The sequence below is a fragment of the Nocardia sp. NPDC058658 genome (genome assembly GCF_042716665.1).
In the GTDB taxonomy this organism is placed as follows: domain Bacteria; phylum Actinomycetota; class Actinomycetes; order Mycobacteriales; family Mycobacteriaceae; genus Nocardia.
This window is the reverse complement of sequence record NZ_JBHXRR010000008.1, coordinates 26,074-38,681: the sequence shown is the minus strand read 5'-3', so window position 1 is coordinate 38,681 and position 12,608 is coordinate 26,074. Positions and strand designations below refer to the sequence as shown.

The following is a 12,608-nucleotide window of genomic DNA, read 5'->3' as shown; positions in this document are numbered from 1 at the left end:
CGGCCCCCGCCTGCCTGATCGGGCGACACGCACGACGCCTCAACCTGCCTGTTCGTCGGCTGTGAGGTGATCCACCGACCCCCACACCCGCAGCGCCAACCGCGCACCCTCACGCCGCCACTGCGACACCGACGCGTTGGGCACCGGCTCGAGCGAATCCGGTACCGGCGCACCGAGTCCGTCGAGGATGTAGCGCAACGACAGCACCACCGCGTCGTGGGTCACCACCAGCACCTGCTCGCCCGCGGCCACCAGTTCCAGCTCGTCGACGAAGCTGCGCACCCGCATCGCCACATCGGCCAGCGATTCGCCACCCGGCGGGCGATACACCCAGTTGCCGACCTTTTCCCGGCGCGCGCCTTCCTCGGGGGCGCGTCGCCGGATCGCCCGGTACGGGTGCAGTTCGAACACCCCCATCTCCCGATCGCGCAACCGTTCGTCGACCAGGGTGCGGATCGGGTGCAGGTGCCGGTTGCGGGCGGCGGCGGCCTCGGCCATCACCGCCCAGGTGACCCGGGTGCGCAGGTAGGGGGAGCAGACCACGAGCGTGGGCCGCTGCACACCGGCCAACCCCGCCAGCCAGTCACCGAGTCGGTGCGCCTGCCACTGCCCGTACTCGGTCAACTCCACGCCCGCGTCGGTGCCGGGCATGGGTCGCTGACCGGTCGCAGGATCGGCGAACCACACATTGGCCTCGCTCTGCGCGTGCCGCACCGCCCACAAACCGCCCAGCGCGCGCGGCACCACCAATCCTTCGGGCATCTGCACCCACCCCTTTCGCTGATCGAACCCCATCGAAATCCTTCGTGCTCGCCGGCGTCGTGCCCGGGCGCGCCGGGGAATAGCGGCATCGTTGCCGACGTTGTATTCCCCGAATCGAAACGCCTGTCCTACAACTGTGCGACGGACCCCGCCGCATACGTCGATGCGCCGCAGGAGGCCCGCTTGAGCACCACAGTAGAGATCTGGACCGACATCAACTGCCCGTTCTGCTACCTGGGCAAGGCCCGCTTCGACGAGGCACTGGCCGACTTCGCCCACCGTGACGACGTCGATGTGGTGCACCGCTCCTTCGAACTCGATCCGACGCTGCCCGCCGGATCCACCCGCCCGGTCATTCCGGCGATCGCCGCCAAGTACGGCATCACCGTCGACCAGGCCGCCGCCAACGAACGCGGTATCGGCGCCCAGGCCGCGGCCATGGGCCTGCCCTACCAAACCTCCGGCCGCGACTCCGGCAACAGCTTCGACATGCACCGGCTCCTGCACTACGCCCTCGACCAGGGCAAGCAGGAGGCCATGCTCGACGCGCTGTACGCGGGCAATTTCGCCGAACCCGAACCGGTCTTCGGCGACACCGAACGCCTTGTCGCGCTGGCGGTGCGCGCCGGACTCGACGAGAACTCGGTGCGCGCGGTGCTGGCAGACCCCGACGCCTACGCCGACGCGGTTCGCCGCGACGAGGCCGAGGCGGCCGCGCTCGGTGCGACCGGTGTGCCGTTCTTCGTCTTCGACGGCAAGTACGCGGTCTCGGGTGCACAGCCGGCCGAAACCTTCACTCGCGCACTGAATACCGCGTGGAACGATCGACCCTCCCCGCAGGTCATCGCCGACGGTGACACCTGCGGCCCTGATGGTTGCGCGGTCCCGCAGACCGGGTCCGCGGCGGTCGACTGACCACCGCGGACCTCGTCGGGGTGGTCAGGCCAGGTCGATGACGACCTTGATGTCGTCGCCGCCGGGACCGAACGCGTCGAGGGCCTTCTCCAACGGCAGCCGCCGGGTGATGAGCCGTGCCAGCCACGACTCGTCGGCCTTGGCGAGAGCTTGCGCGCCCTGCTCGTAGTGGTGGCGGTTGGCGTTGACCGAACCGAACACCACCGCGTTGTCGAGCACGATATTGCGGTTCAGGCCGCCCACGTCGACCTCACTGTCGACACCTGGCGTCGACACCCCGGTCAGGCAGATGATCACGCCGGGGTTGTTGATCTCCATCGCCTGCAACGCCACCGCGGGCGCACCGGTTGCCTCGATGACGATGTCGGGCTGGATCGCTTCGGCCACCGCGGCCGCGGTCCCCGTGTGGAAGGTGGCGCCCAACGCCTCCACGAGTTCCTCTTTCACCCCACCGGTTGTGCGGTCGAGCACGTGGACCTCGAGCCCTCGCTCGGCGCCGAGCAGCGCCGCGAGCAACCCGATGGGCCCGGCGCCGGTGACCAGCACCTTGCGCGGGTCGAACCAGGCCCGGTTGTTGATCTTCTCGATCTGGTCCCACGCCTTGGCCACCACTGTCGTCGGTTCCAGCAGCACCCCGACCTTCTCCAGCTTCGGATCGAGCTTCACCGCGAAGTCCTCGCGCACGGTCCAGGCGGTCGACCCGTATCCGTCGATCTCCTTGATTCCGCGCTCGACATACATTCCGTTGCGGCACATGTCCCATTCGCCGCGCGCGCACGCACCGCAGGGCACCGGGTCCGGTCTGCGCACGATCCCGACCACCAGATCACCCGCAGCGAACTTGCTGCCAGCGGGCGCGGTCTTGACCCGGCCCAGCGATTCGTGGCCGAGGACCATCCGTGACTTGCCGGGGGGCAGCCACCCGTAGTTGCCCTGCGCGATATCGCGGTCGGTGCCGCAGATCCCCAGCGAGATCCCGTCGACGAGTAGTTCGCCGGGGCCGACGACCGGGTCGGGCACATCCTCCACTTTCAGTGATTGCTTCTGCATGGGAACCACTGTCAACGCACGCATTTCGGCATCCCTTCCGCCCGGACGGGCCAATGGTCGACGTCTGCACGAACCACATCCACGACACCAGGGGGAGCAACCCCATCGCGAACTCGCCGCGAACACGGACTACCTGCGAAAACGATACGCGAACACGGTCATAAAAGGCCGTTACGTTACCGTTCGCGAATATTCGGCATCGTCGCTGTCCGGGTCCGTTGTGCTCCACCTTCGTCGTGGCTGCCCGGCCTGACAAGGCAAACGTGTCGGTGGTGTCGGTTACGGTGGACAACGCTCGCACCGATCGACCGTGGCCAGCTGGAGGCGTCTTGCGCATCATCGTCCGGATACTGCTCGTGCTCGCCGCACTGCTGTGCGCGGGTGCGCCTGCACTGGCCTACCCTGCCGTCATCGACGAGACCTCCGTGCGCAAGATCGACGAATTGCTCGCCGTGCGCGCCGAAACGGGCAGCAGCAACAGACCCGAGCTGATCGAAAGACTCTCGGCTCGCTTACTCGGCACCCCCTACGGGGCGAACATGCTGGTCGGCTCCGCGACGCAACGCGAACAACTGGTCGTCGACCTGCGCCGCGTGGACTGCTTCACCTTCCTCGACTACATCGACGCCGCTTCCCGCGCCGCCGACCGCGACCAGTTCGTCAACGAACTCGTCGCCGACCGCTACATCGATGGCCAGGTCGAATTCGCCCAGCGCAAGCACTTTTTCACCGACTGGGCCACCCGCGAACGCCGCGCCGCCACCGACATCACCGCGAGTCTGAGCCCCGCCGCAATCACCACGACCAAGCACCTCAACGCGAAGGCCGACGGAGGGTTGTACCTGCCTGGCGTTCCCGTGGTGGACCGGGCCATCACACAGATTCCCTCGGGTTCCGTCGATGGGGGAGTACAGGCGGCCCTGCGCACGGGCGACTATCTCGGTGCCTACACCCCCGAAGCCGGGCTCGACGTCACTCACGTCGGCATCATCGTCCAAACCCCCACCGGTCCCGTCTTCCGCAACGCCTCCTCCCTCGCCGCGAACTACCAGGTCGTCGACACCCCGTTGTCAGACTACCTCGCTACCGTCCCCGGCATCGTCGTCCTGCGCCCACTCTGACCCGTCTTCCGAGGATTGCCCATGACCACGCTGCCCGATCGCCCGAACACCGCACTGCTCGTCGTCGACGTCCAGAACGGCGTCGTCGACGAAGCACCCCGCCGGGACGAGGTCGTCGCCAATATCGCCGCCCTCGTCGACCGGGCACGCCTGGCCGAGGTCCCGGTCATCTGGATCCAGCACTCGTCCGAAGACCTGGTCGAAGGGACCGAGCCGTGGCGCTACGTCCCCGAGCTCAACCGCACGGATGCCGAAGCGCTGGTCCCCAAGCATTACAGCGATTCGTTCGAGGACACCGCCCTCGAGGACGTACTCGCCGCCGCGCGAGCCGGCCACCTGGTGGTCACGGGCGCGGAATCCGACGCCTGCATCCGATCCACCATCCACGGAGCGTTCGTGCGCGGCTACGACGTCACCCTCGTCGCCGACGCCCACACCGCGGGCGACAAAACCCGGTGGGGCGCACCGAAACCCGAAGAAGTCATCGCCCACACCAACCTGTACTGGCAGTTCCAGCAGGCTCCCGGCCGCACCGCCGCAGTCCGCCCGACAGAAGAGCTTGACTTCAAGTCGACCTGAACAGCCATCGTGGTCCTATGACCACCTTCGGATACGAACAGAGCCTCGGCTACGACCGCCGCGCCACCCGCCTTCTCACCGGCCTGTACCGGCGGATAGCTACCGACATCGACACCCGCACCGCCCACTCGACCACCGTCATCGACCTCGGCACCGGCCCGGGAAAGCTGCTGTCCCACTTGGCAGCCCGACGCCCCGATCTGCGACTGCACGGCATCGATCTGTCCCCACACATGATCGATATCGCCCGCCGCACCCTCGCCGATCACGCGGTCGATTTGGCGGTGGCCGACGTCGCCGATCTCCCGCATCCCGACGCGAGCATCGATGTCGCTGTCTCGAGCCTGAGCATGCACGAATGGCCGGATCTGTCCGCCGCCGTCACCGAACTGCGTCGAGTACTGCGCCCCGCGGGCATCGCCGCGCTCTATGACTTCCGGTTCACCCGAACCCACGAAATCCGGCGCGCCCTCAGTACGGTCTTCGGTGCGGTGGAGACCGAAACCATCCGCCTGCCTTGGCATCCCGTCGCGGTGATCACCTGCTACCGCGTCAGCGCATAGGCTCGGGCAATGGCCGAGGAACACGCCACGATCGGCGCGCTGGCGGCACGGTTCGGGCTCGCGACCCACGTCCTGCGCCACTGGGAGGACTGCGGACTGCTCTGTCCACCCCGTGATGCGGCCGGACGCCGCCACTACCGCGACACCGACATCGACACGATCGCGATGATCGTCCTCGGCAAGAAAGCCGGGTTATCGCTTGACGATCTCGCCGTCCTGTTCCTGCGCGCCCCGGACCGCACCACCCGGCGCGAGGTACTCGAGTCACACCGCGACCGCCTCGCCGACCAGATCGCGCGCACCCGCGCCGCCCTCGACGCGGTCACCCACGTCCTCGACTGTGACGCCGAGGACTTCCGCACCTGCCCCCATTTCCGTGCCGAACTCGACCGAGTTCTCGACACCTGACCTGATCCGCACACCGCCCGACGTGGGAGGATCGCGTAGGTGACCGGAACACCCGCGAAACCACAGCACCTGCGCGACCTCGCGCTGTTGCGTCGCGTGCGTGACCGCATCGACCGTGAATACGCCCAACCGCTCGATGTCGAGGCCCTCGCTCGCGGCGTCCACATGTCCGCCGGGCATCTCAGTCGCCAGTTCCGCCTCGCCTACGGGGAATCGCCGTACTCCTATCTGATGACCCGCCGCATCGAACGAGCGATGGCGCTGCTGCGTCGCGGCGACCTCAGTGTCACCGAGGTGTGTTTTGCCGTCGGTTCGTCGTCGCTCGGCACCTTCAGTACCCGCTTCACCGAACTCGTCGGCGTGCCGCCCAGCGTCTACAAACAGCAGCAGGACCAGCAGACCGCGGGCATGCCGTCGTGCGTGGTCAAGAAGGTGACCAGACCGATCAGGAATCGAGAAGCTTCGGCTCCGAGGGGCAATTAGCGTGGTCGCCATGAACCTCACCATCGCCCAGACCTACCTGCCCCAGGACGACCCCGACGCCGCCCTCGCCTTCTACCGCGACGCGCTCGGCTTCGAGGTCCGCAACGATGTCGGCTACAACGGGATGCGCTGGATCACCGTCGGCCCGGCCAACCAGCCCGACACCTCCATCGTGCTGCACCCACCGGCCGCCGACCCCGGCATCACCGACGAAGAACGCCGCGTCATCAGCGAGATGATGGCCAAGGGCACCTACGCCGCGATCAACCTCGCCACCGAAGACCTCGACGGCCTGTTCGAGAAACTGCAGGCAGACAGCAATATCGAGGTCGTGCAGGAACCCACCGATCAGCCCTACGGCATCCGCGACTGCGCCTTCCGCGACCCCGCCGGAAACATGGTCCGCATCCAGCAGGCCTAGTAGGCCACCGCGCCGGTAGATTCGTACTTCGGCGATGTCGACTGATCGAGGGAGACCCATGAGCACGGCCAAGAAGACCATCGAGCCCGCGGACAGCCATGATCTGATCCGCGTGCACGGCGCGCGGGTCAACAACCTGCGTGATGTGAGTATCGAGATCCCCAAGCGCAGGCTCACCGTCTTCACCGGTGTGTCCGGGTCGGGCAAGAGCTCGCTGGTCTTCGGCACCATCGCCGCCGAGTCACAGCGCCTGATCAACGAGACCTACAGCGCGTTCGTGCAGGGTTTCATGCCCAGCCAGTCCCGCCCCGACGTCGACGTGCTCGAAGGTTTGACCACCGCGATCCTCGTCGACCAGTCCCGCCTCGGCGCCAACCCGCGCTCCACCGTCGGCACCGTCACCGATGCCAACGCCATGCTGCGCATCCTGTTCAGCCGCCTCGGCGACCCGCACATCGGTTCCTCGCAGGCCTTCTCGTTCAATGTGGCCTCGATCAGCGGTGCGGGCGCGGTCGAGGTGGAGAAGAACGGGGTCACCGTCAAGGAACGGCGCAGCTTCTCCATCACCGGCGGCATGTGTCCCACCTGTGAGGGCAAGGGTCTGATCAACGACATCGACCTCACCGAGCTCTACGACGAGAACCTGTCCCTCGACGACGGCCCGTTCAAGATCCCCGGCTACAGCATGGACGGCTGGATGGGGCGCATCTTCAAGGGTTCCGGCTTCTTCGATCCGGCCAAGCCGATCAAGAAGTACACCAAAAAGCAGCTCGCCGACCTGCTGTACAAGGAGCCGACCAAGGTCAAGGTCGAAGGCATCAACCTCACCTACGAAGGTCTCATTCCCAAGCTGCGAAAGTCGATGCTGTCCAAGGACATTGATTCCTTGCAGCCGCATGTGCGCGCATTCGTCGAGCGCGCGGTCACCTTCGGCACCTGCCCGGACTGCGACGGCACCCGCCTGTCCGAGGCCGCGCGCTCGTCGAAGATCAAGGGCCTGAGCATCGCCGACGCGTGCGCCATGCAGATCACCGACCTGGCCGAATGGGTCAAAGACATCGAAGACCCCTCGGTCGCCCCGCTGCTCGAGTCGCTGCGCCAAACCCTCGATTCCTTCGTCGAGATCGGCCTCGGGTACCTGTCGCTGTCGCGCCCGTCGGGCACGCTGTCCGGTGGTGAAGCCCAGCGCGTCAAGATGATTCGCCACCTGGGTTCCTCGCTCACCGACGTCACCTACGTGTTCGACGAGCCGACCGCGGGCCTGCACCCGCACGACATCCAGCGCATGAACGGCCTGCTGCTGCGCCTGCGCGACAAGGGCAACACGGTACTGGTGGTCGAACACAAGCCCGAGACCATCGCCATCGCCGACCACATCGTCGACATCGGCCCCGCGGCCGGTTCCAAGGGTGGCACCATCTGCTTCGAAGGCACCGTCGACGGCCTGCGTAAGAGCGACACCGTGACCGGCCGCCACTTCGACGACCGGGCCGCAGTCAAGGATTCTGTGCGCAAGCCGAACGGCGCCTTGAAGATTCGCGGTGCGGTCGCCAACAACCTGAACAAGGTCGACGTCGACATCCCCCTCGGCGTCCTGGTCGCGATCACCGGCGTCGCGGGTTCGGGCAAGAGCTCCCTGGTCCACGGCTCCATCCCTGTCGACGAGGGTGTCATCTCCATCGACCAAGCCCCGATCAAGGGTTCGCGCCGCTCCAACCCCGCCACCTACACCGGCCTGCTCGACCACATCCGCAAAGCCTTCGCCAAGGCCACCGGCGCCAAACCCGCCCTGTTCAGCGCCAATTCCGAAGGTGCGTGCCCCAACTGCAACGGTGCGGGCGTGGTCTACACCGACCTGGCGATGATGGCGGGCGTCTCGACCAGGTGCGAGGTGTGTGAGGGCAAGCGTTTCCAAGCCGACGTGCTCGAACTGCGGTTCGCGGGCAAGAACATCAGCGACGTGCTGTCCATGCCGGTGGAGGAAGCACGCGACTTCTTCGGCGAAGGCGAAGCCCGCACCCCCGCCGCCCACAAGATCCTCACCCATCTCAGCGAAGTGGGTCTCGGCTACCTCACCATCGGCCAGCCACTGACCACCCTGTCCGGCGGTGAACGTCAGCGCCTGAAGCTTGCCACGCACATGTCCGACAAGGGCGGCACCTACATCCTCGACGAACCCACCACCGGACTGCACCTGGCCGACGTCGAACAGCTCCTCGGCTTGCTCGACCGCCTCGTCGAAGCGGGCAAGTCCGTCATCGTCGTCGAACACCACCAGGCCGTGATGGCCCACGCCGACTGGATCATCGACCTGGGCCCCGGCGCGGGCCACGACGGCGGCCAGATCGTCTTCGAAGGCACCCCCGCCGACCTCGTCGAAGCCCGCTCCACCCTCACCGGCCAGCACCTCGCCGAGTACGTCGGAGCCTGAAAGACGTTCGGCCGGGCTCGGACTGAGCCCGGCCGAACGATTCCCGCGCCCAGGCAGGGGATGTACGGCTGACTATTCTGGACCGATGCTCGAGATCTCCACCGATCCAGGCGCCGTCGACCTCGACTGGCTCCATCACCGCCTGTCCACCGACGCCTACTGGGCACTCGGCCGCAGCCGCGAACGCATCGAACGTCTGGTGGAGAATTCGCTGCCCTACAGCGTGTTCGACGACGGCACCCAGATCGCCTTCGCCCGCCTGATCACCGACCGCACCACCTTCGCCTGGCTCTCCGACGTCTACGTCGACCGCCCTCACCGCGGCAAAGGCATCGGCAAACTCCTCCTCGACCGGATCATGGCCGACGCCGACACCTGGGGCCTACGCCGTATGCTCCTGGCAACCGCCGACGCCCACGAGCTCTACCGCCCCTACGGTTTCGCCCCGCACCCCAAACCCGACCAGTGGCTGGAGAAGAACTGGCCCGACAACCCCTCGTGAACGGGTCACGGTGTGGCGGTGAGGGCGTTCGGGTCGAAGGCGCCGGGGATCTCGTAGATCGCGCCGGTGAAGGTGGCGGCGAACAGTCGGCCGGCGGAGAAGCCGGTGGTACCGCGGCCGTAGGTGACGACGCTGGTCAGCGGGCCTGACGTGCCGAGGACGCAGTACTGGTTCGGTGCGTCGACGCGGATGATGCGGCCCGAGAGATTGAGGGGGACCACCGGGCGGTTCATGGAGTCCAACGTCAGGCCGTCGGGGGTGGCCGTGGCGTCGAGATTCAGCAGTGATTGTGGTGCGCCGGGTGAGGCGGTGGGAATCCGGCTGACTCCCGGATTGACAAAAGTGCGGGAGACATACAGGTATTCGTCGTCGGCGCCGAGCACGGCACCGTTGGCGCTGGGGAACTTCGCCCAATCGGCCCGCACCGTGCCGTCGGTACCGACGCGGCCGACGAGATTGCCGAAGTCGTTCGTGGCGTACACCGTGCCGTCGGCGGCAACGTCCATACCGTTGGCGGCACTGAGTCCGGCGGCGAACGGCGTCACCGCGCCGGTGTCGGGATCGACCTGCACGATGCCTGCCTGGCGCACCAAGTCACCGACCACAACCCGGGCGTCGGCTCCGTAACCGACGAGAAGCTTGTCGTCGCGCGTCCAAGCGAGCGCACCGGCGCCACCACTGGGCACGGTCGCGACGACGACGGCCCGGGAGCCGGGGGCGTCGATCCGATACACGCGTCCGGTCACGAGATCAGTGGTGTAGGCACGGCCTTCGGCATCGACCGTCAGCCCTTCCACGACACCCGGCACGGCAGCGACCTGCACCCCGGACTGACCCGCGCCGACACAGTTACCCCCGGCTTGCGCGGTCGGCGCGACGACGACGGCAGCAGCGATGAACGCCGATGTCGCGAGGGGGAGGACGATTCGATACTGGGCCTGCATTGGGCACCTCACTACAGGGGATGAGATTCGACCGGCATAAGAAGCCGATTTCCGGCCGAAGAGCCGCGGCAACGCCGCGATCATGCGCACGCTAGCCGAGTCCGCCCCCGACTTGGGTGGGAAGCGACTGAGTCGGTCACGACTGACGAGAAAAGTGAGCGACTACTTCAGAAAAACATCTCGGCCAGTGTGACCTATGTCGCCGCCTTCGGCTCTGGCCTCGGTGGTGACCACCGGCATAGCCTATGTCCTCATGACGAGGCGAAAACGATTGCACTAGAAGGATATTCGGTGCAAATCGGACACCGTCGAGTGATTGATTCGCTGATTGCGTGCCCTGCCATCCCGGACTCACCGGGCCGTCGGCAGAACCGTGGTAAGGAGCTGAGCCGGTGTCGGTTCTCGGTAGTGCGAGTCCCGTTCGATCCGTCGTGAACCGGCGCAGTGCTCTCGTCGCGCTGGCACTGCTCGCGGTGGCCGGTTGCGGGGGATCGGTGGTGGCCGGTGAACCGCACTGGGATTACGACGCCGAAGGTCCCGATCATTGGGCCGACCTCGACCGCGGGTATGCGACCTGCCGGGCCGGTCATGCCCAATCGCCGATCGCACTGGACAGCCCCACCGAAATTCACCCCACCGACCACATCGAGGTCGACTACCGCCCCGTCTCGGCAGTGACGCTGCTGAACAACGGTCACACCATCCAGGCGAGCGTTCCGGCCGAGTCCGGTAACGCCATCGTCGTCGACGGCACCCGATTCACCCTGACCCAGTTCCACTTCCACCTGCCGAGCGAACACACTGTCGACGGCGACGAGGCCGCCATGGAGCTACATCTCGTCCATACCGCACCGTCCGGCCGCCTGGCAGTTCTCGCGGTGCTGCTGCGCGCTGCCGACGATCCGACACCACTGAGCCGAGTGCTCGCCGCGTCGCCGGCCCATCCCGGCCGCACCGAAGCAGTCGCCGCCGTCGACCCCCGCGAATTCCTGCCGGTCGATCTCGCCCAATTCCGCTACCAGGGCTCCCTCACCACACCACCCTGCACCGAGGGCGTCGAGTGGACCGTCTTGCGCCACTCGACCGCAGTCTCCGTCACCGACATCGACAATTACCGCGCCATGTTCCCCCACAGCAACCGCCCGACCCAACCGCGCTACGGACGCCCGGTGGTCCTCGCTGGAGGTAACTGAAACCGGGCGTCGTTCGCAGCTACTGGTGGTCGAGCGCGGCGATCTTGTTCAGCTCGACCTGGTAGTACAGGATGCCGAGGCCGAGGACGAAATTCAGCAGGAACGCGATGCCGGGGCTGCACGACGGTTCCAGGCCGGCGTTCTCCTGCGTCGCGCGGATGCGGCTACCGGTCCGCCAGAAACTGATGAGCGCGGCAATGCCGGTCCAGCCGAGGAAGATCATCACCAGCAGCGGGCCCGCGACCGGAGCCTCGGAATCACGACGCTGCTCGGCCATCTCCTTGTGGATCTTGTAGTACCAGACGAAGAAGTAGATCCCGAGCGTGATGATCGGAAAAACGATCCACACCAGCACCGGATTGCGCTTGAGAACCGGAGACTGGGTGAGGGTGGTGGTCATTGTCAGTGAAACCTATCTTCGTTCGGAACAGAGCCGCCCACAGGCAACAGGCAGGCGAGAATGGTCGCGAAGCGATATTCCCCCCGGCCTCGTGGGCGAAGCGAAACATACTGCACCACAGGTACTTCCGCCACCGCAGCGCCAGATGCTTGCGCAGGTCGAAACCTCGACTGGATATCTCACCGAAGAATCGTCGCGCGATTGTGGAAAGCACCGAATCGCGTCGACATGATTGGTCAGCTCGACCGGGGGAGTAAGCCAAGGGTCAGGTGGCTCACCAGATCGTCGAGTAGCTGTTCGGAGTCGAAGTCGGCGGTGTAGCCGGAGCCGATGAAGGTGGCCAAACCCTGTAGGGCTGCCAAGGCGGTGATCCCGAGGCGTCGTGGTTCACCCGCGACGATCTCGCCTGCGGCTTGGCCCTCGGCGATGAGCGCGATGGGGACGGCGAACGCGCGGTCAACGGCTTGCTGGATGTCGGCGGAGGAATTGTGCCTGCGCGCGAACATCAGCGGCAGGAGTTCGGGATTGTCGACGGCGAACCGCAGGTAGGCGTGGGCGACCGTTTGCAGGCGTTTCGTGATCGGTCCTTCGATCACCGCTTGCTCGAAACAGCCGCCGAGGCGGTGTAGTCCGACGACGGCCAGCGCGTCGAGTAGTGCTTGTTTGTCGCGAAAGTGTCGACTCGGGGCCGCATGGCTGACCCCGGTGTCGCGGGCCAGCTGACGTAGCGAAAGCCCGTCGACGCCTGCCGCGCGCAATGTCGCCTCGGCGCGGGTGAGCAGCGCGGCGCGGAGGTCTCCGTGGTGGTACGGGGTGTGCAGCGACATGGTAGGAGC

The 12,608-nt window shown here is 66.5% G+C and carries 15 protein-coding genes; 10 read left to right on the top strand and 5 right to left on the bottom strand.

Going from position 1 to position 12,608, the window contains the following annotated elements:
- Nucleotides 1-39: 39 nt before the first annotated feature.
- Nucleotides 40-762 (bottom strand): histidine phosphatase family protein, encoded by a 723-nt coding sequence (locus ACFWUP_RS14360; protein WP_379234259.1) that lies wholly within the window; start codon nt 760-762, stop codon nt 40-42.
- 183 nt (nt 763-945) lie between these two features.
- Between ACFWUP_RS14360 and ACFWUP_RS14355 the strand changes: the two genes are divergently transcribed.
- A complete protein-coding gene (locus tag ACFWUP_RS14355) occupies nt 946-1,677 on the top strand; it encodes a DsbA family oxidoreductase (RefSeq protein WP_379234258.1) in 732 nt (243 codons plus the stop codon).
- Nucleotides 1,678-1,701: 24 nt separating this feature from the next.
- Here ACFWUP_RS14355 and ACFWUP_RS14350 read toward each other — a convergent pair whose 3' ends face one another.
- Complete coding sequence (locus tag ACFWUP_RS14350; RefSeq protein WP_379234256.1) at nt 1,702-2,727, bottom strand: glucose 1-dehydrogenase; 1,026 nt, start codon at nt 2,725-2,727, stop codon at nt 1,702-1,704.
- 329 nt (nt 2,728-3,056) lie between these two features.
- Here ACFWUP_RS14350 and ACFWUP_RS14345 point away from each other — a divergent pair, with 329 nt between their 5' ends.
- The 8 genes from ACFWUP_RS14345 (at nt 3,057) to ACFWUP_RS14310 (ending at nt 9,235) form a co-directional block, all read left to right on the top strand.
- Nucleotides 3,057-3,848 (top strand): N-acetylmuramoyl-L-alanine amidase-like domain-containing protein, encoded by a 792-nt coding sequence (locus ACFWUP_RS14345; protein WP_379234254.1) that lies wholly within the window; start codon nt 3,057-3,059, stop codon nt 3,846-3,848.
- A 21-nt stretch (nt 3,849-3,869) separates the two neighbouring features.
- On the top strand, nt 3,870-4,427 hold the full coding sequence (locus ACFWUP_RS14340) for an isochorismatase family protein (protein WP_379234252.1): 558 nt from the start codon (nt 3,870-3,872) through the stop codon (nt 4,425-4,427).
- Between the two features lie 17 nt (nt 4,428-4,444).
- Nucleotides 4,445-4,990, top strand: a complete 546-nt coding sequence (locus tag ACFWUP_RS14335) for a class I SAM-dependent methyltransferase (RefSeq protein WP_379234250.1) — start codon at nt 4,445-4,447, stop codon at nt 4,988-4,990.
- A 9-nt stretch (nt 4,991-4,999) separates the two neighbouring features.
- Entirely contained in the window at nt 5,000-5,398 is a 399-nt protein-coding gene (locus ACFWUP_RS14330; RefSeq protein ID WP_379234249.1) for a MerR family transcriptional regulator, read from the top strand.
- A gap of 39 nt (nt 5,399-5,437) precedes the next feature.
- A complete protein-coding gene (locus ACFWUP_RS14325) occupies nt 5,438-5,881 on the top strand; it encodes a helix-turn-helix transcriptional regulator (protein WP_379234247.1) in 444 nt (147 codons plus the stop codon).
- Nucleotides 5,882-5,891: 10 nt separating this feature from the next.
- Nucleotides 5,892-6,302 (top strand): VOC family protein, encoded by a 411-nt coding sequence (locus ACFWUP_RS14320; protein WP_379234245.1) that lies wholly within the window; start codon nt 5,892-5,894, stop codon nt 6,300-6,302.
- Between the two features lie 58 nt (nt 6,303-6,360).
- On the top strand, nt 6,361-8,733 hold the full coding sequence (locus ACFWUP_RS14315; protein WP_379234243.1) for an ATP-binding cassette domain-containing protein: 2,373 nt from the start codon (nt 6,361-6,363) through the stop codon (nt 8,731-8,733).
- Nucleotides 8,734-8,818: 85 nt separating this feature from the next.
- The gene (locus ACFWUP_RS14310; RefSeq protein ID WP_379234241.1) at nt 8,819-9,235 is read left to right on the top strand and encodes a GNAT family N-acetyltransferase; all 417 of its coding nucleotides are present in this window, start codon (nt 8,819-8,821) and stop codon (nt 9,233-9,235) included.
- A 5-nt stretch (nt 9,236-9,240) separates the two neighbouring features.
- On the opposite strand, the gene ACFWUP_RS14305 is transcribed toward ACFWUP_RS14310, so the two are convergent.
- On the bottom strand, nt 9,241-10,179 hold the full coding sequence (locus tag ACFWUP_RS14305) for an SMP-30/gluconolactonase/LRE family protein (RefSeq protein WP_379234239.1): 939 nt from the start codon (nt 10,177-10,179) through the stop codon (nt 9,241-9,243).
- A 392-nt stretch (nt 10,180-10,571) separates the two neighbouring features.
- On the opposite strand from ACFWUP_RS14305, the gene ACFWUP_RS14300 reads away from it, so the two are divergent.
- On the top strand, nt 10,572-11,372 hold the full coding sequence (locus ACFWUP_RS14300) for a carbonic anhydrase (protein ID WP_379234237.1): 801 nt from the start codon (nt 10,572-10,574) through the stop codon (nt 11,370-11,372).
- A 19-nt stretch (nt 11,373-11,391) separates the two neighbouring features.
- Here ACFWUP_RS14300 and ACFWUP_RS14295 read toward each other — a convergent pair whose 3' ends face one another.
- Together ACFWUP_RS14295 and ACFWUP_RS14290 are read right to left on the bottom strand one after the other, a co-directional pair.
- Nucleotides 11,392-11,772, bottom strand: a complete 381-nt coding sequence (locus ACFWUP_RS14295; protein ID WP_379234235.1) for a DUF4234 domain-containing protein — start codon at nt 11,770-11,772, stop codon at nt 11,392-11,394.
- Nucleotides 11,773-12,008: 236 nt separating this feature from the next.
- The gene (locus tag ACFWUP_RS14290; protein ID WP_379234233.1) at nt 12,009-12,599 is read right to left on the bottom strand and encodes a TetR/AcrR family transcriptional regulator; all 591 of its coding nucleotides are present in this window, start codon (nt 12,597-12,599) and stop codon (nt 12,009-12,011) included.
- Nucleotides 12,600-12,608: the final 9 nt, after the last annotated feature.